The following is an 18,822-nucleotide window of genomic DNA, read 5'->3' as shown; positions in this document are numbered from 1 at the left end:
TCATGCTCCCCGTTCCACCGTGTCGCCGGCGTGGGCGCCGGGTGGCACGCCTTCGGGCTCGTCGCGTTCGTCGTGGCGCACGCGGAACCACGCCGCGTACAAGGCCGGCAGGAAGAACAGCGTCAGCACGGTGGCGATGGTGATGCCGCCCATCAGGGCCGTGGCCATGGGGCCGAAGAAATTGCTGCGCAATAGCGGAATCAGGGCCAGCACGGCGGCCGCGGCCGTCAGCGTGATGGGCCGGAAGCGCCGCACGGTGGCGCCGACGATGGCGTCCACGCGCTTGTGGCCGGCGCCGATGTCCTGCTCGATCTGGTCCACCAGGATCACCGAGTTGCGCATGATGATGCCGAACATCGCAATCACGCCCAGCATGGCCACGAAGCCGAAGGGCTTGCCGAACAGCAGCAGCGCCGCGACCACGCCTATCAGTCCCAGCGGCGCGGTCAGCACCACCATCAGCACGCGGGCGAAGCTTTGCAGCTGTAGCATCAGCAGGGTCAGCACGGCCACGGCCATCAGCGGCATCTGCGCGTTGATGGAGGACTGGCCCTTGGCGCTTTCCTCTACCGGGCCGCCTACCTCGATGCGGTAGCCGACAGGCAATTCGGCGCGCAGGGCCTTGAGTTTGGCGTCGATGGCGTGGGTGACGTCTATGCCTTGCGCGCCGGCGTTGACGTCCGCCTGCACCGTGATGGTGGGCTGGCGGTCGCGTTCCCAGATGACCCCGTACTCCAGGCCGTAACGCACGTGGCCCAGGCTGCCCAGCGGCACCGCGCCGTTAGGCGTGGGCATGGCCAGGGTGGCCAGGCGCGCGGGATCGATCCGTTCTTCCTGCGGCGCGCGCAGGCTGACGGTGATGAGCTTGTCGCGTTCGCGGTACTGCGTGACCGCGTAGCCCGACAGGGTCATGGCCAGGAAGTCCGAAATGTCGTTGGAACTGACGCCCAGTTCGCGCGCCTTCTGCTGGTCGATCTCGAAGCGCACCGAACGTTCGGACGGCTCGTCCCAGTCGAACTGCACATTGGTCGAACGCGGATCGGCGCGGACCTCGGCGGCCACTTTCTCGGCCACCGCGCGCACCTCGGCAATCTTGTCGCCGCTGACGCGGAACTGCACCTGGAAGCCCACCGGCGGGCCGTTTTCCAGGCGCGACAATCGGCTGCGGATCGCCGGGAACTGCTCGCGCAGCACGGGCTGCAGCCACTGGGCCAGTTTTTCGCGGTCCTCGACGGAATGCGTGGTGATGACCAGCTGGGCGAAGTTCGGGGTGGCGAGCTGCTGGTCCAGCGGCAGGTAAAAGCGCGGCGCGCCGGTGCCGACGAAGCTGACCGAGTGGTCGATTTCGGGACGGCCTTCCAGCGCCTTTTCCAAGCGTTCGACCTGGCGCAGCGTGGAGGCGAACGATGCGCCTTCCTGCAGGCGCACGTCCACCAGCAGTTCGCTGCGGTCGGAGCTGGGGAAGAATTGCTGCGGCACGAAGCGGAAGCAGGCCATGGCCACCACGAACACCAGCACCGTGCCGCCCAACACCAGATAGCGGCGGTCCACGCACCAGCCCACCCAGCCGCGCAGGCGCTGGTAGAAGCGGGTGTCGTAGATGTCGTGCTCATGGTCGTCGGGCAGATGGGCTTCGCGTTTGCGTTCCGGCAGCATGCGGTAGCCCAGCAGCGGAATCAGCACCACGGCGGCGAACCAGGAGGTGATCAGCGCGATGGCGGACACCTGGAAGATGGAACGCGTGTATTCGCCCGTGCTGGACTTGGCCAGCGCGATCGGCAGAAAGCCTGCCACCGTGACCAGGGTGCCGGTCAGCATGGGGAAAGCGGTACTGGTGTAGGCAAACGCCGCCGCGCGCGCCCGGCTCCAGCCCTGTTCCAGCTTCACGGCCATCATCTCGACCGCGATGATGGCGTCGTCCACCAGCAGGCCCAGCGCCAGCACCAGGGTGCCCAGCGAGACCTTGTGCAGGCCGATGCCGAACATGTCCATGAATAGCGCGGTGACCGCCAGCACCACCGGGATAGAGATGACCACCACCATGCCGGTGCGGAAACCGAGAGACACCAGGCTGACGGCCAGCACGATGGCGACCGCCTCGGCCACCGAGCGCAGGAAGTCGTCGACCGAGTGCGACACCGCCTTGGGCATGCTGGAGACTTCCTGCAGCGTCAGGCCGGCTGGCAACTGGGCCTTGAGCTCATCGAACCTGGCGCCCAAGGCGCGGCCCAGATGCACCACGTCGCGCCCGGGCTGCATGGTGATGCCTATGCCCAGCACAGGGCCACCGCCCAGCCGCATCTGTTCGATCACCGGATCTTCGTAGCCACGGCGGATGGTGGCGATGTCGCCCAGCCGGATCGATTTGCCGTTGACCCGGATCAGCGTGTCGGCCAGGGCCCGGCTGTTGGCGTACTGGCCGCTGGGCCGCACGAAGATGCGGTCGTCGGCGGTGGTCAGCGTGCCGGCGCCGGCCACGGCGTTCTGGCTGTTGATGGCCTGGGCGATCTGCTGCGGCGACACGCCCAGCCGCGTCAGCTGGGTGTTGGAGATTTCCACATAGATGTGCTCGGGCTGGTCGCCGAAGTAGTCCACCTTGGCCACGCCTGGCACGCGCAGCAGCACGGTGCGCAGCCTGTCGGCGTAGTCGTGCAGCTGGGCCGGCGAAAAGCCGTCGCCCTGCAGCGTGTAGATGTTGGTGTAGACGTCGCCGAATTCGTCGTTGAAGAAGGGACCCTGCACGCCGGGGGGCAGCGTGGCCGAGATGTCGCCGACCTTCTTGCGCACCTGGTACCACTGTTCGGCCACGGTGCTGGCGGGCGCTGAGTCCTTCATGGTGTAGAAGATCAGCGATTCGCCGGGCCGCGAATAGCTGCGCATGAAGTCGGTGTTGGGGGCTTCCTGCAGCTTCTTGGCGATGCGGTCGGTGACTTGTTCCTGCACCTGTTGCGCGGTGGCGCCAGGCCAGAGGGTCTTGATGACCATGACGCGGAAGGTGAAGGGCGGATCTTCCGATTGCGCCAGCTTCGAGTACGACAGCACGCCGAACAGCGTGATTAGCGTGATGATGAAGATGACCAGGGGCTGGTGCCGCAGCGCCCAGGCGGACAGGTTGAAGCGGCCTTCCTCGTGGCGCTGCGCCTGGGTCGGAGCGTCATGTTGCGGGCCGTTCATGAGGCGAAATCCTCGGCATGCAGCGGCGGCACGGCGCGGACTTTCTCACCGGCGGCCACGGTGTGCACGCCTTGCCACACCACGCGTTCGCCCGCCTGCAAGCCCTTGGACAGGGTGACGGTGCGGGCGTCGTAGCGCAGCACTTCGACGCGGCGCAGTTCCAGGGTGTCCGCGTCCGGCTTGACGATCCATACCGCGGGCGCGGGACCGTCATGGAACAGCGCGGTGGCCGGCACGGTGTAGGTCGTCAGGCTTTCGGCTGCGCGGTTGTCGAAGCTGATGTTGGCCGTCATGCCCAGGCGCACATCCGCGCCCGGCGCCTCCAGCGTGAGCTTGGCGCGATAGGTGCGGCTTTGCGGATCCGCGGCCGGCGCGATCTCGCGCAGCACGGCGGCAAACGTCTGGCCGGGCAGGGGGCCGAGCGTGACGCTGGCGCGCTGGCCGATGGCCAGGCCCGCCAGCACGCTTTCCGGCACGTCGCAGATGGCGTCGATATCGCCCGACCACGCCAGGTTGTAGACCGGATCGCCCGCGGCCACGTTCTGTCCGGTGTCGGCCTGCTCAGCGGTGATGACGCCGGCATGGTCGGCCTGCAGCGTGGTGTATTTCAACTGATCGGTCGCCAGCGCCGCCTGCTGTTGCGCCTGGTCGCGTTGCGCCAGCGCGGCGGCGTAGGCGTTGCGGGTCTGCTCCAGCTGGGTTGCGGCGATCAGGTTTTCGCGCGCCTGGGCGCGGTCGCGGTCCAGCTGCTGGCGGGCGTAGTCCAGCTGGTGCTGGGCCGCCGTCAACTGCGCGCGGGCGCTGGCCGCGTTCTTGGCGGCGTCGGCCGGATCCAGTTTGGCGACGATCTGTCCGGGGGTGACGGCATCGCCCAGCCGGACCTGGCGCTCGATGATCTTGCCGCCCACGCGGAACGACAGCGGCGTGCTGTAGCGCGCCTGCACTTCGCCCGGCAGGGTCCAGGCCGGCAGGCGCTCATCCGCCTGGGCGGGCATGGCGACCACGGGACGCGGCGCGGCCGGCGGCGCTTCGTTGCGGCCGCAGGCGGCGAGCAGCAAGGCAATGGCCGCGGCGGCCGGCAGCGACAGCAGGCGCGGCCATAGGCGGGAGCGGGAGGGAGGCGGCGCCGCGTCGGCGGCAAGGTTGTGCGCGGCAGGGCGCGCGCAAGGGCCAGGGCAATTCACGTAACACCTCGCGGCGCTGAAAGTGGCGGAAACGGGCCGGATCCGGCCCCGTACGGCCTGGATTCTAATACAGGTATGAATTCGGATTCAATGTTGAATCTGAAATGCTGGCCAGTGCTAAACTCGCGCCATGTCAAAAGTCCGCCTTACGCGAGAGCAAAGCCGTGATCAGACGCGTCAGCGTCTGCTTGACGCTGCGCAATCGATCTTTGTAGCGAAAGGGTTTGTGGCGACCAGCGTGGAGGACATCGCCGAGCAGGCGGGCTACACGCGCGGGGCCTTCTATTCCAACTTCAGCAGCAAGTCCGAACTGTTCCTGCAGTTGCTCAGACGCGACCACGAAACCGTGATGAACGACATGCGCGCCATCTTCGAGGAAGGGGCCTCGCGCCCGCAAATGGAAGCGCGCGTGCTGGAGCACTATTCCACGCACTTCCATCAGAACGACTGTTTCCTGCTGTGGATGGAAGGCAAGCTGCAAGCGGTGCGCGATCCCGATTTCCGTGTGGGCTTCCTGGCGTGCATGCGGGAATTGCGCGCCGCCGTCACGGACTACGTGCGGCAGTTCTCGGCCCGGGTCGGCACGCCGCTGCGCATGCCGGCCGAACAGATGGCGCTGGGCCTGCTGGCCTTGTCGGACGGCATGCAGTTCAACTATGCCTTCGATCCGCAGGCCGTCACGCCGGAAATGACCGAGGCGGTGCTGGCCGGTTTCTTCCGCAGCGTGGTCTTCGGCGAACCCAAGCCCGAATAACGCGGCCCGCGCCTGGCCTCAGGCCAGCAGTTCCGAGATTTCGATGAGATTCAGATCCGGGTCGCGCAGGTAGACCGAGCGGATCTTGCCGGTGGCGCCGGTGCGCGCCACCGGCCCTTCGATAATGTGGGCGCCTGCGCGGTTCAGCTGGGCGATCACTTCCTCCAGGGGACGGTCGGCGATGAAGCACAGGTCCAGCGCGCCCGGCACGGGCAGGTGGGCCTTGGGTTCGAATTCGCGCCCGCGCACGTGCAGATTGATCTTCTGGTTGCCGAAGCGCAGCGCCTGGCGGCCCTCGCCAAAGGTCTCCAGGCGCATGCCCAGGATCCGGGTGTAGAAGTCCACCGTGGCGTCGGGGTCGGTGCAGGTCAGGACCAGATGGTCCAGGTGATCGATCATGGAATATCTCTCCTGAGGCCGGCCCGGCTTGAGGTTTCAGATTGTCAGACGGCCCGTGGCCGTGATAGTAATACCTGCGGCGCGGCCGGACTGAGGGGGGCCGCCGCCGGAATTTCCAACCCTTGGGCGAAAGGAGAGGCAGCATGACTTCAGAAACCCGACCATCCACCATCAATCGCCCAGTGTTTATCCCAGCGGCCGTGTTCACGCTGCTGCTGGTCGGATTCGCGATCCTGGCGCCCAAGGCGGCGCAAAGCCTGTTCGAGTCCGTGCAGGGCTGGATACTGGGCAACGCCAGCTGGTTCTACATCCTGGTCGTGGCCATCATCCTGCTTGCAGTGGTGTTCCTGGCGGTCAGCCGCTACGGCGACATCAAGCTGGGACCCGACCACAGCGAGCCCGACTACCGCAATTTCACCTGGTTCGCGATGCTGTTCTCCGCGGGCATGGGGATCGGCCTGATGTTCTTCGGTGTGGCCGAGCCCGTGATGCACTTCATGGCGCCGCCGGTAGGCGAGGGCGGCAGCGTCGCCGCGGCCCGCGAAGCCATGAAGATCACATTCTTCCACTGGGGCCTGCACGCCTGGGCCATCTATGCGGTGGTGGCGCTGATCCTGGCCTTTTTCAGCTATCGCCATGGCTTGCCGCTGACCCTGCGTTCGGCGCTTTATCCCCTGATCGGCAATCGCATCCACGGCCCCATCGGGCATGCCGTGGACATCTTCGCCATCATCGGCACCGTGCTGGGCGTGGCCACATCGCTGGGCCTGGGCGTGGCGCAGATCAATAGCGGGCTCAACCACCTGTTCGGCGTTCCGGTGGGCGTGACGGCGCAGATCATCCTGATCGTGGTGACCTGCGGCCTGGCGACCCTGTCGGTGGCCAGCGGCCTGGACAAGGGCATCCGCATCCTGTCCGAGACCAACCTGGTGCTGGCGGCGGTGCTGCTGCTGTTCGTGCTGGTGGTCGGTCCCACGGTGTTCCTGTTCCAGACCTTTGTGCAGAACACCGGCGCCTATCTGTCGGACATCGTCAACAAGACCTTCAATCTCTACGCCTACGAACCCACCGACTGGATCGGCGGCTGGACGCTGTTCTACTGGGGCTGGTGGATCGCCTGGTCGCCCTTCGTGGGCCTGTTCATCGCGCGCATCTCGCGCGGCCGCACCATCCGCGAATTCGTCACCGGCGTGCTGCTGGTGCCGGCCGGTTTCACCCTGTTCTGGATGACCGTGTTCGGCGATACCGCCATCCACATGATCCTGGTCGACAAGGTGCAGGGCTTCGCGGAGGTGGTACAGGCCGATTCCTCACTGGCGCTGTTCGCGTTCCTGGAGCAATTGCCCTGGAGCGGGGTGCTGTCCATCGTTGCGATCGCTATGGTGGCCGTGTTCTTCGTCACCTCGGCCGACTCGGGCGCGCTGGTGGTGGACTTGCTGGCATCCGGCGGCTCCGACCGCACGCCCGTGTGGCAGCGCATCTTCTGGTCGCTGCTGATGGGCGCGGTGGCGATCGCGCTGCTGCTGGCCGATGGTCTGACCGCGCTGCAGACCGCCACCATCGCCAGCGCCTTGCCGTTCTCGGTGATCCTGCTGCTATCCCTGTGGGGCTTGTTCAAGGCGCTGAAGCTGGACGCCACCAAGCGTGGCATCCGCTACCAGTCGCTGACGCTGTCGCGCCCCACGCGCGGCGGGCAGTCATGGGAGCGGCGCTTGCGCAACATGGTCATGATGCCGCGCCGCGCCCATGTGCAGCGCTTCATCGGCGACGTGGTGCGGCCCGCGCTGGAAGACGTGGCTGACGAGCTGCGCAAGCAGGGTTATGAAGTGGCTGTGCGCGAGCACGGCAACGACGAGGGCGTGATCATGGAAGTCTCGCATGGCGAGCACCTGGACTTTTCCTATGCGGTGCAGCCTGAAGCCTTCGTGCGTCCCAGCCTGACGCCGGAAGAGGCCGCCGACGAGGAGGAGCGCAAGTACTTCCGCGCTGAAGTGCATCTGCGCGAAGGCGGGCAGGACTACGACATCATGGGCTGGAGCCGCGATGCGGTCATCGGCGACATCCTGGACCAGTACGAGCGCCATCGCCACTATCTGCACATGGTGCGGACCTAGCGTCCCTGCCCCGCAGATACGCCCGCACTTCCCTAAACCGCCAGCCTGCTGGCGGTTTTTTCATGCCCACACGCCGCGCAGGGGCTTGCACGCCATAGTCCGGCGCTATGCCAGTAATTGGATTAACCCTTTTGACGAAATGCCCGATATCGTGGATTATCCAAGAATATTCTTTGATAAATAGCGAGTCGATCATGAAGGCGAATTCAGGAGCGTGGGCCGTTGGGGCCGTGGCGCTGGCGGTGGCGCTGGCGGGCGGCGGGCTGTACTGGAAGTACGGCGGCGCGCAACAACAGGGCGGTTGGGCCATGGCGCCGGCCAAAGTCGCGGTGGCCACCGCCCGGCAGGCGGATTTCCCCGTGACCCTGAGCGGCATCGGTTCGCTGGAGGCGTCGCGCCAGGTGCAGGTGGCGGCTGAAGTGGACGGCCGGGTCGATCGGATTCTGTTCATGTCGGGCGCGCAGGTCCAGGCCGGCCAGTTGCTGGTGCAGTTGAACGATGCCCCCGAGCAGGGCGAGCTGGCCAGGCTGCAGGCCCAGGCGCGCAACGCGCGCGCCTTGCTGGAGCGCACCCGCCGCCTGCTGCCGCAGCAGGCCGCCACGCGTGAACAGCTGGACCAGGCACAGGCCGACTACGACCAGGCCGCCGGCGATATCAAGCGGGTACAGGCGTTGATTGAACAGAAGCGCGTCAAGGCGCCGTTTGACGGCGTGCTGGGCGTGCGCCGGGTGAATCTGGGGCAGTTCGCCCGCGCTGGCGATGCGCTGGTGTCGTTGACCGACGCCTCCGCCGTGTACGCCAACATCACCCTGCCCGAGCAGGCCATGGGCGCGCTGCGCGCGGGCCAGCCGGTGACCGTAACGGTGGATGCCCATGCCGGACGCGTCTTCGAAGGCAAGATCACCACGGTGGAGCCGCAGGTCGACGCGGGTTCGCGCACCGTGCGTGTGCAGGCGACCTTGCCCAACGCCGACGGCGCCCTGGCGGCCGGCATGTACGCCCAGGGCCAGATCGGCCTGCCTGCGCGCCCGGGCGTGATCACCGTGCCGGAAACCGCGGTCAGCTACAGCGCCTACGGCGATTCGGTCTATGTAGTGACGCCGCCCAAGGAGGGCGGACAAGCCGGCACGACGGTGCGGCAAGCCTATGTGAAGACGGCGGAACGCGTGCGCGGCCGCGTCGTCGTGACCGAAGGACTGCAGGCGGGCGAGCAGGTCGTGACTTCGGGCCAGCTGCGCCTGCATAACGGCGCGGCGGTCGAGGTCGGCGCCGAGGACACCGTGGCGCTGGACGCCGCGCAGCAGACCCTGGCGCAGGTCCGGTGAGAGCGCGGAGCAGAACATGAAATTCACCGATCTCTTCGTGCGCCGGCCTGTGCTGGCGCTGGTGGTCAGCACCCTGATCCTGCTGCTGGGTATCAAGGCCCTGAGCGGCCTGCCGGTGCGGCAGTATCCGCTGACCGAAAGCACTACCATCACCATCACCACCCAATACCCGGGCGCCTCGCCCGACCTGATGCAGGGCTTCGTCACCCAACCCATCGCGCAATCCGTGGCCACGGTGGAAGGCATCGACTACCTGTCGTCCTCGTCGACTCAGGGCCGCAGCGTGATCACGGTGCGGATGAAGCTGAACGCCGATTCCAACAAGGCCATGACCGAGGTGATGGCCAAGGTCAACGAGGTCAAGTACCGCTTGCCGCAGGACGTCTACGACCCGGTGCTGGTCAAGTCCGCCGGCGAGGCGACGGCCGTGGCTTATGTGGGCTTCTCCAGCAGCACTTTGTCCCTGGCCGCCTTGACTGACTATCTGTCGCGGGTGGTGCAGCCGCAGCTGTCGTCCATCGACGGCGTGGCCAGCGTGGAACTTTACGGCGGGCAGAAGCTCGCCATGCGGGTATGGCTGGACCCCAACCGGATGGCGGCGCGCGGCATTTCCGCGGGCGAGCTGGCCGACGCGCTGCGCGACAACAACGTGCAGGCGGCGCCGGGACAGGCCAAGGGCCTGTACGTGGTGTCCAACATCCAGGTCAACACGGACTTGGTCAACGTCGCGGAATTCCGCGACATGGTGGTCAAGCGCGAGGGCGACGCGATCGTGCGCCTGGGCGACGTGGCCACGGTGGAACTGGGCGCCGCGTCCACCGATTCCAGCGGCCTGATGGATGGCGAGCCGGCGGTGTACTTCGGGCTGAACGCCACGCCCGTGGGCAATCCGCTGGTGATCGTCAAGCGCCTGAACGAGCTGCTGCCTAACATCAAGCAGAACCTGCCGCCGGGCACCAGCGTGCAGGTGCCGTTCGAACTGGCTCGCTTCATCAGCGCGTCCATCGACGGCGTGGTGCAGACGCTGATCGAGGCCATCGCCATCGTGGTGGTGGTGATCTTCCTGTGCCTGGGCTCCCTGCGCGCCGTGCTGATCCCGGTGCTGACCATTCCCCTGTCCATGCTGGGCGGGGCGGCCATCATGGCGCTGTTCGGCTTCAGCGTGAACCTGCTGACCTTGCTGGCCATGGTGCTGGCCATCGGCCTGGTGGTGGACGACGCCATCGTCGTGGTCGAAAACGTGCATCGCCACATCGAAGAGGGCAAATCGCCGGTGCGCGCGGCCCTCATCGGCGCGCGCGAAGTGGCGGGGCCGGTGATTGCGATGACGATCACCTTGGCGGCGGTCTATGCGCCCATCGGCCTGATGGGCGGGCTTACCGGTTCGCTCTTCAAGGAATTCGCCTTCACCCTGGCGGGCTCCGTGGTGGTGTCGGGCGTCATTGCGCTGACCTTGTCGCCCGTGATGAGCTCGTTCCTGCTGAATAGCCGCGTGTCCGAAGGCTGGATGGCGCGTCGCGCCGAGCATTTCTTTGAAGGCCTGGGGAACGCCTATGGCCGCGTGCTTGACGTATCGCTGCATCATCGCTGGGTGACCGGCCTGATCGCCGTGGCGGTACTCGCCAGCCTGCCGTTCCTGTACAACGCCGCGCAAAGCGAGCTGGCGCCGGTCGAGGACCAATCCACCGTGCTGACCGCGATCAAGTCGCCGCAGCACGCCAATATCGACTATGTGGAGAAGTTTGGCCGCAAATGGGACGACGTGATGAAGACCCTGCCTGAACAGCAGGGGCGCTGGCTGATCAACGGTTCCGACGGCGTGTCCAACAGCATTGGCGGCGTGGACTTCGTGTCCTGGGAAAAGCGCCACCGTTCGGCCGACCAGATCCAGGCCGACATGCAGGCCATGGCGAACCAGGTCGAAGGCAGCAACATCTTCGCCTTCCAGCTGCCGTCCCTGCCCGGCTCCACCGGCGGGCTGCCGGTGCAGATGACGCTCATGAGCGCCTCGGACTATCCGGTGGTCTACGAGGCCATGGAAGGCCTGAAGAAGGCCGCGCGCGAAAGCGGCCTGTTCATGGTGGTCGACAGCGACCTGGACTACAACAATCCGGTGGTGCAGCTGAAGGTGGACCGCGCCAAGGCCAACAGCCTGGGCGTCACCATGAAGGCCATCGGCGATACGCTGGCCGTGCTGGTGGGCGAGAACTACGTGAACCGCTTCGGCATGGACGGTCGCTCCTATGACGTGATTCCGCAGAGCCTGCGCGAACAGCGCATCTCGCCCGAATCGCTGGCGCGCTACTACGTCAAGAGCGCCAGCGGCGCGCAGGTGCCGCTGTCCAACCTCGTGACCGTGTCCATGGGCGTGGAGCCCAACAAGCTGACCCAGTTCAACCAGCTCAATGCCGCGACCTTCCAGGCCATACCGATGCCGGGCGTCACCATGGGCGACGCGGTGCAATTCCTGACCGAGCAGGCCAAGTTCCTGCCCGCCGGCTTCAGCTACGACTGGCAGTCGGATGCGCGTCAGTACAGCCAGGAAGGTTCGGCGCTGATGATCACCTTCATCTTCGCCATCATCGTGATCTACCTGGTGCTGGCGGCGCAATACGAGAGCCTGCGCGATCCCTTCATCATCCTGGTGAGCGTGCCCATGTCGATCTGCGGCGCGCTGATCCCGCTGGCGCTGGGCATGGCCACCGTCAACATCTATACCCAGATCGGGCTGGTGACGCTGATCGGCCTGATCAGCAAGCACGGCATCCTGATGGTGGAGTTCGCCAACGAAATGCAGCTCAGCCACGGGCTGGACCGGCGCGCCGCCATGGAGCAGGCCGCCCGCATCCGGTTGCGCCCCATCCTGATGACGACCGCCGCCATGGTCATGGGTCTGATCCCGCTGCTGTTCGCCACCGGCGCTGGCGCGCACAGCCGCTACAGCCTGGGCCTGGTCATTGTGGTGGGCCTGCTGGTCGGCACGCTGTTCACGCTGTTCGTGTTGCCCACCGTCTACACCGTATTCGCCCGCGATCACCGCGCGGCGCACGATACGCCGCGCGCCCGCGAGCTGGCGCTGGCCCAGGCCGAGGACGCCGCAGCGCCCGGTGTCTCGGCCTAGCCCAAGGAAACCATCATGAAGCATCCACAACTTTCCCTACGCTTGCGCCGCGGCGCGACCGTACTGCTGGCCGCGTTGGCCACCGCCGGCTGCGCCGTCGGTCCCGATTACCAGAAACCCCAGGTCGCGCCAGTGACGCTGGCCAGCCCCGAACAGGCCCTGTTCTCCACCGACCAGCTGCAGCGCGACTGGTGGAAGCAATTGCAGGATCCCCAGCTGGACCGGCTGATCGATCTGGCGCTGTCCCGCAACCTGGACATCCGCATCGCGCAGTCGCGCCTGGCCGAATCGCGCGCGGTGCTGGACGAGAAGGAACTGGACCAACTGCCGGCCGTCACCCTGGGCGGCGGCTATGAGCGCAGCCTGTCGCAGGCCAACGCCGGCGCGACCGGCCAGCGCAACCTGGCGCAGAGTTACCGGGCGGGCTTCGACGCCACCTGGGAACTGGACCTGTTTGGCCGGCTGCGCCGGGCGGCCGAGGGCGCGGCCGCGCGCAGCGAGGCGCAGGCCGCGGACCTGGCCCAGACCCGCATCGTGGTGGCGGCCGAAGTGGCGCGCAATTACTTCGAGCTGCGCGGCGCCGAACAGCGGCTGGCCGTGGCGCGTGCCAACCTGGAGAGCCAGCGCGACAGCCTGCGCGTGATCCAGGCCATGGTGTCGGCGGGCCGCGGCGACGAAGGCGACCTGGCCAGCGCGCGCGCCGAACTGGAGACTGTGCAGGCCAGCGTGCCGGTGCAGATCGCCGCCAGGCGGCTGGCGCAGTACCGGATCGCGGTGCTGGCGGGCCTGCGCCCGGTGGAGTTGGGCGAATTGGACGCGGGCAAGGCGCTGGCCCCCCTGGACACTCGCCTGCCTATCGGCGACGTGAGCGCCTTGCTGTCGCGCCGCCCCGACGTGCTGGCGGCTGAACGCGGCATGGCTGCCGCCAACGCCGACGTGGGCGTGGCGACCGCGGAACTGTATCCGCGCATCGACCTGGGCGGATTCCTGGGTTTCGTCGCCTTGCGCGGCGCGGATTTCGGCTCTTCGGCCAGCCGCGCGTTCAGCGTGGCGGCCAATGCCAACTGGCCGGCCTTCCACCTGCCCACGGCGCTGGCGCGCAAGCGCGGCGCGGTGGCGCGCGCGGACGGCGCGGTCGCGAGCTATGAGCTGACCGTGCTGCGTGCGGTCGAGGAACTGGAATCGGCGCTGACGGAATACGGCCAGACGCAGCAGCGCCTGGGCAGCCTGGCGCAGGCGGCCGCGCACAGCGGCAGGGCGGCGGAACTGGCGCAGTTGCGCTACCGGGAAGGCAGCGCCCCGTATTTGACGGTGCTGGACGCCCAGCGTACGCTTTTGCGCGCCCAGGACGCCGTAGCCGTGGCCGAAACCGAGTCCTACACCCGTCTGATCGCGCTGTACAAGGCGCTGGGAGGCGGATGGGAAGCGCCAGCGGCGGACTCGCAGGCGGCTTCCGGCTGACCGGCAGGCGCGGTTCGTGGCACCATAGGCATACATCCGGAGAATCCACATCCATGTCTGACAGTCCGTCCCATCCCGTCGCCTGGGAGCATCAGCCTGCGGATCGCGTGCTCATGGCCTTGAAGACGCGCGGCCCGCAGTCCGTCGCCGTCATTGCCAAGGCCATGGACGTGACCGCCGAGGCCGTGCGTCAGCAGATGACCCGCTTGCATGCGGAAGGACTGGTGGATTCCGAAAGCCATAGCGCGGGCCGGGGCCGGCCCACGCAGATCTGGTTCCTGACGGCTGCCGGACATGGCCGATTTCCCGACACGCATGCCGAAATGACGGTGCAGATGATAGGCGCCATCCGCCAGGCGTTCGGCGAAGAGGGCGTCGAAAAGCTGATCGAAGTGCGCGAGGCCGCCATGTTCAACGGTTATCGCCAGGCCATGCAGGGCGCCCGCAGCCTGAAGGAACGGCTGGAGCGGCTGGTGGAAGTCCGCTCCGCCGAAGGCTACATGGCCGAGTTGCGCAAGGATGGCCCGGACTACCTCTTCATCGAGAACCATTGCCCGATCTGTTCCGCGGCAAAGGCCTGTATGGGCTTTTGCCGCAGCGAGCTGGAACTCTTCAACAAGGTGCTGGGAGCAGAGGTCCGGGTGCGGCGCGAAGAACACATCCTCACGGGCGCGCGCCGCTGCGCCTACCGCATCGACAAGGCCGGCTGACCGGTCATGAGCCGGGCTGCTCCCAGCCGCCCAGCGCCTTGTACAACTCCACCGCGTTGACCAGCCGGCGCTGTTGCAGCCGGATGAACTCCTGTTCGGATTCGAACAAGCTGCGCTGCGCCTCCAGCATCTCCAGGTAGCTGGCCACGCCGCGTTCGTAGCGTCTTTCGGTCAGGCGCTGGCGGTCGCGGTCGGCGTCGCGCACCTTGCGCTGGGCGTCGATCTGCGCGCGCAGCGTGTCGCGGGCGGACAGCGCGTCGGCCACTTCGCGGAAGGCCTGCTGGATGCTGCCTTCGTATTGGGCTACCGCGATATCCTTGCGGGCCTCTGCAAGCGACAGGTTGGCGCTGTTGCGACCAGCATTGAAGATGGGCAGCGTCAGCTTGGGCGCGAAGGTCCAGGTGCCCGTGCCCGAACCGAACAGGTCCGAGAAACTGCCGGCCGTGGTGCCGATGTCGGTGGTCAGCTGCACCGACGGGAAGAACGCCGCGCGCGCCGCGCCGATATCGGCATTGGCCGCCCGCAGCGTGTCCTCGGCCTGGCGCAGGTCCGGACGACGGATCAGCAGGGCCGAAGGCAGGCCCGCGGCCAGCGGCGTCAGGCTCTGGCTTTCCAGCGTGACGGCATCGGTGTCGGGCGGCAGCGAAAAGTCGCCCGCCAGCAAGCCCAGCGTGTGTACGGACTGGCGGTATTCCCGGCTCAGTTCGGCGTGCGTGGCGCGCGAGGATTCCACCAGCATCTGCGCCGTGCGCAGTCCCACGGCCGTTTCCAGCCCTGCGTCGTAGCGGCGTTGGGTGAGTTTGAGCGAGGCCTCGCGCAACGCCAGCGTGCTCTCGGTCAGACGCAGCTGCTCCGCCAGCGAACGCTGGTTGAAGTAGGCCGCAGCGGTCTCCGACACCAGCGACAGCGTGGCGGCGCGGTGCGCCTCCTCGCTGGCCAGGTAGCGCGATAGCGCGGCGTCGCTCAGGCTTTTCACGCGGCCGAAGAAATCCAGTTCGAACGCGGCGATGCCGACGGCCGCGCGATAGCGGTCGGCCACCGGCATGCGCGGTTGGCCGGGCTCGGCGCCGCGTCCGCGGCTGAATTCGCCCATGCCGTCGATGGACGGTAGGCGGTCGGCCTGTTGCACGCCGTACAGCGCGCGGGCTTCCTGGATGCGCAGCGCCGCCACTCGCAGGTTGCGGTTGTTTTCCAGTGCGGCGGCGATCCAGGCCTGCAGCGCCGGGTCGTTGAAGTAGTCGCGCCAATCCTGCGGCACGGCGGCCTGTCCGTCGGCGGCCGGCGTGTCGTAGGCGTGCGGCACGGGCGCGGCCGGGCGTTCATAGGTAGGGGCCAGCGAGCAGCCGGCCAGGGCCAGCGCAAGCAGGGTCATGGCCATAGCCTTCATGGCGTGGTCTCCAGCGTTTCGCGGCCTTGCGGACGCGAGGGGCGCACGTGCATGCCCAGCACGCGGCCCACGATAAGAAAGAAAAGCGGCACCAGGAAGATGGCCAGCACCGTCGCGGTGATGATGCCGCCCAGCACGCCCGTGCCGATCGCGGCCTGGGCGCCCGAGGCCGCACCGGTGGCCAGCGCCAGGGGCAGCACCCCCACGCCGAAGGCCAGCGAGGTCATCACGATGGGCCGCAGCCGGAGCCTGGCGGCCTCCAGCGTGGCGGACACGATGCCCTGGCCATCGCGCACCAGGTCCTTGGCCACTTCCACGATCAGGATCGCGTTCTTGGCCGACAGTCCGATGGTGGCGATGAGGCCGACCTTGAAGTAGATGTCGTTGGGCATGCCGCGCAGCGTCACGCCCAGCACCGCGCCGATCACGCCCAGCGGCACCACCAGGATCACCGCCAGCGGGATGGACCAGCTTTCGTATAGCGCGGCCAAGGCCAGGAACACGACCAGCACCGACAGCGCGAACAGCACGGGCGCCTGGTTGCCGGACAGCCGTTCCTCGTAGGACTGTCCCGACCAGTCGAAGCCGATGCCGCGCGGCAGCTCGGCCGCCAGCGCCTCCATGGCGCGCATGGCCTCGCCGCTGCTGTGCCCGGGGGCCGCCGCGCCGTTGATGGTGAAGGAGGGGAAGCCGTTGTAGCGGTTGAGCTGCGGCGGACCCATGGACCATTTCAGGGTGGTGAAGGCGGACAGCGGCACCATCTGGCCCTGCAGGTTGCGCACGTGCAGGCGCGATACGTCCGCCATGTCGACGCGGCTCTTACCGTCGGCCTGCACGGTCACGCGCCGCACCTGGCCATTGAGCATGAAGTCGCCGATGTAGTCCGAGCCGTACATCACCGCCAGCGCGGTGTTGATCTCGTCCACCGACACGCCCATGGCCTGGGCTTTGTCGCGGTCGACGCGCAGCTCCAGCTGGGGCGCTTCTTCCTGGCCCGCGAACACCACTTCCGCCAGCGCGGGATGGCTCGAGGCCGCCGCCAGCAACTGCTGGCGCGCCTGGGCCAGGGCCTCATAGCCCAGTCCGCCGCGGTCTTGCAGGCGGAAGTCGAAGCCCGAGGTCGAGCCCAGGTCCGGCAGCGGCGGGGAATTCAGCGCGTGCACCATGACGTTCTTGCGGTCGGCGAACGCGGCGTTGATGCGTTCCACCACCGCGTTCACGTGCAGGTCGGCGGCGCCGCGCTGCTTCCAGTCCTTCAGCGTGACGAAGAACATGGCCGAGTTCGGTCCGCTGCCGTAGTTGCTGAAGCCGTTGACCGAATACACATATTCGACGGGCTCATGCTCCAGCATGTAGCGTTCGACGTCCTTCACCATCGCCATGGTTTCGGCTTGCGGCGAGCCCTGGGGCAGGATGACCATGGCCATGAAGCTGCCCTGGTCTTCGTCCGGCAGGAAGGAAGAGGGCAGCCGCGCGAACAGCAATGCCACTGCGGCGATCACGGCTAGATAGGCCAGGCCGAAGCGCACCGGACGGGCCAGCACGCCGGACACCCGCGTGGTGTAGCGCGCGGTCAGGCGCGTGAAGGCCCGGTTGAACCAGCCGAAGAAGCCGCGCTTCTCGTGGTGGCCCGCGGCGATGGGCTTGAGCAGGCTGGCGCACAGCGCGGGCGTCAGCGACAGAGCCAGGAAGGCCGAGAAGGCGATCGATACCGCCAGCGTCACGGCGAACTGGCGATAGATGTTGCCCACCGCGCCGTCGAAGAACGCCATGGGCACGAACACCGACACCAGCACCACCGTGATGCCGACGATGGCGCCGCTGATCTGGCCCATGGCCTTGACCGTGGCCTCGCGCGGCGGCAGGCCTTCCTCGGCCATGATGCGTTCGACGTTCTCCACCACCACGATGGCGTCGTCCACCAGGATGCCGATGGCCAGCACCATGCCGAACATCGTCAGCACGTTGATGGAATAGCCCAGCCACAGCATCACGCCCAGCGTGCCCAGCAGCGCCACCGGCACCACCAGCGTGGGGATCAGCGTGGCGCGGAAGTTCTGCATGAACAGGTACATCACGCAGAACACCAGGGCCACGGCTTCCAGCAGGGTCATCAGCACCTTCTTGATCGAGATTTCGACGAAGGTGGAGGTCTCGTACGGAATGTCCCAGGTCACGCCCGGCGGGAAATACTGGGCCAGCTCCTGCATGGTGGCGCGGATGCGCTTGGTGGTCTCGACTGCATTCGATCCCGGCGCCAGCTTGATGCCCAGGCCCGTGCCGGTCATGCCGTTCACGCGCGACAGGTACATGTAGTCGGTGCCGCCCAGTTCGACCCGGGCCACGTCCTTCAGGCGCAGGGTGGCGCCGTCCGACTGCGCGCGCAGCGGAATGTTGCCGAACTGCTCGGGCGTGTGCAGGGATTCGCCGGCGACGATGCTGGCGTTCAGCGGGGCGTCCTTGGGCACGGCCTGGTTGCCCAGTTCGCCGATGGTGACCCGCGCGTTATGGCTGCGCAGGGCCGAGACGATGTCGCCCGGGGTCAGGGCCATGGCCGTCAGCTTGGCTGGATCCGGCCAGATGCGCATGGCGGCTTCGGCGCCGAAGGATTGCACCTTGCCCACGCCTTCCACGCGGCGCAGGGCCTGCAGCACGTTGGAGGCGGCCAGCTCGCCCAGTTGCATGTCGTCCAGGCCGCCGTCCGACTTCAGCGACACCACCAGCTGGATGTTGTCGGCCGCCTTTTCGACGCGCACGCCGTCGCGACGCACCGATTCGGGCAGGCGCGGCTCCACCGCCTTCAGGCGGTTCTGCACTTCCACGGCCGCCAGGTCGGGATTGGTGCCCTGCTTGAAGGTCAGGTTGATGCTGGCCCAGCCCGTCGAGTCGCTGCTGGACGAGGTATACATCAGCCCGGGGGCGCCGTTCATCTCGCGTTCGATGATGGCGGTGACGGCCTCTTCGACCACCTTGGCCGAGGCGCCGGGATAGCTGGCGCCGACGTTGACCACCGGCGGAGCGATGTCGGGATACTGCGCCACCGGCAGCGCGCGGATCGACAGCATGCCGACCAGCACGATCAGCAGCGAGATCACCCAGGCGAAGACCGGGCGATCGATAAAAAAACGCGCCATTGCGGTTTATCCTTTTTGGCCCGCGGCGGGCGTCCTTGCCTGGACGCCCGCCTCCGGGT

General features: G+C 67.2%; 11 protein-coding genes. 6 read left to right on the top strand and 5 right to left on the bottom strand.

The window, feature by feature from the left end:
* Together AC6LKD_RS27820 and AC6LKD_RS27815 are read right to left on the bottom strand one after the other, a co-directional pair.
* Entirely contained in the window at positions 1 to 3,174 is a 3,174-nt protein-coding gene (locus AC6LKD_RS27820; protein ID WP_498118060.1) for an efflux RND transporter permease subunit, read from the bottom strand.
* On the bottom strand, positions 3,171 to 4,262 hold the full coding sequence (locus AC6LKD_RS27815) for an efflux RND transporter periplasmic adaptor subunit (protein WP_498118066.1): 1,092 nt from the start codon (positions 4,260 to 4,262) through the stop codon (positions 3,171 to 3,173). The genes AC6LKD_RS27820 and AC6LKD_RS27815 overlap by 4 nt, the downstream gene beginning before the upstream one ends.
* Before the next feature lie 226 nt (positions 4,263 to 4,488).
* On the opposite strand from AC6LKD_RS27815, the gene AC6LKD_RS27810 reads away from it, so the two are divergent.
* Positions 4,489 to 5,112: a TetR/AcrR family transcriptional regulator gene (locus tag AC6LKD_RS27810; RefSeq protein WP_013392121.1), complete on the top strand. Its 624-nt coding sequence runs from the start codon at positions 4,489 to 4,491 to the stop codon at positions 5,110 to 5,112.
* A gap of 18 nt (positions 5,113 to 5,130) precedes the next feature.
* Here AC6LKD_RS27810 and AC6LKD_RS27805 read toward each other — a convergent pair whose 3' ends face one another.
* Positions 5,131 to 5,511 (bottom strand): VOC family protein, encoded by a 381-nt coding sequence (locus AC6LKD_RS27805; protein WP_498118059.1) that lies wholly within the window; start codon positions 5,509 to 5,511, stop codon positions 5,131 to 5,133.
* Between the two features lie 143 nt (positions 5,512 to 5,654).
* Between AC6LKD_RS27805 and AC6LKD_RS27800 the strand changes: the two genes are divergently transcribed.
* The 5 genes from AC6LKD_RS27800 (at position 5,655) to AC6LKD_RS27780 (ending at position 14,242) form a co-directional block, all read left to right on the top strand.
* The gene (locus tag AC6LKD_RS27800; RefSeq protein WP_013392123.1) at positions 5,655 to 7,625 is read left to right on the top strand and encodes a BCCT family transporter; all 1,971 of its coding nucleotides are present in this window, start codon (positions 5,655 to 5,657) and stop codon (positions 7,623 to 7,625) included.
* A gap of 194 nt (positions 7,626 to 7,819) precedes the next feature.
* Positions 7,820 to 8,950: an efflux RND transporter periplasmic adaptor subunit gene (locus AC6LKD_RS27795; protein WP_498118058.1), complete on the top strand. Its 1,131-nt coding sequence runs from the start codon at positions 7,820 to 7,822 to the stop codon at positions 8,948 to 8,950.
* A gap of 16 nt (positions 8,951 to 8,966) precedes the next feature.
* Positions 8,967 to 12,071 carry a MexW/MexI family multidrug efflux RND transporter permease subunit gene (locus AC6LKD_RS27790; RefSeq protein ID WP_013392125.1) on the top strand — a complete coding sequence of 1,035 codons (3,105 nt, stop codon included), beginning with the start codon at positions 8,967 to 8,969 and terminating at the stop codon, positions 12,069 to 12,071.
* 15 nt (positions 12,072 to 12,086) lie between these two features.
* A complete protein-coding gene (locus AC6LKD_RS27785) occupies positions 12,087 to 13,532 on the top strand; it encodes an efflux transporter outer membrane subunit (protein WP_498118057.1) in 1,446 nt (481 codons plus the stop codon).
* Positions 13,533 to 13,585: 53 nt separating this feature from the next.
* Positions 13,586 to 14,242, top strand: coding sequence for a helix-turn-helix transcriptional regulator (locus AC6LKD_RS27780; RefSeq protein WP_498118056.1), 657 nt, complete (start codon positions 13,586 to 13,588; stop codon positions 14,240 to 14,242).
* Positions 14,243 to 14,246: 4 nt separating this feature from the next.
* On the opposite strand, the gene oprZ is transcribed toward AC6LKD_RS27780, so the two are convergent.
* Together oprZ and AC6LKD_RS27770 are read right to left on the bottom strand one after the other, a co-directional pair.
* Positions 14,247 to 15,629: a multidrug efflux RND transporter outer membrane subunit OprZ gene (gene oprZ, locus AC6LKD_RS27775; protein ID WP_498118055.1), complete on the bottom strand. Its 1,383-nt coding sequence runs from the start codon at positions 15,627 to 15,629 to the stop codon at positions 14,247 to 14,249.
* Positions 15,626 to 18,763, bottom strand: a complete 3,138-nt coding sequence (locus tag AC6LKD_RS27770) for a multidrug efflux RND transporter permease subunit (RefSeq protein ID WP_498118054.1) — start codon at positions 18,761 to 18,763, stop codon at positions 15,626 to 15,628. The genes oprZ and AC6LKD_RS27770 overlap by 4 nt, the downstream gene beginning before the upstream one ends.
* Positions 18,764 to 18,822 lie beyond the last annotated feature (59 nt).

Source organism: Achromobacter sp. D7-1 (genome assembly GCF_059760445.1).
Note: the sequence above shows the minus strand (reverse complement) of the source record. Positions and strands in the feature narration are given on the sequence as shown.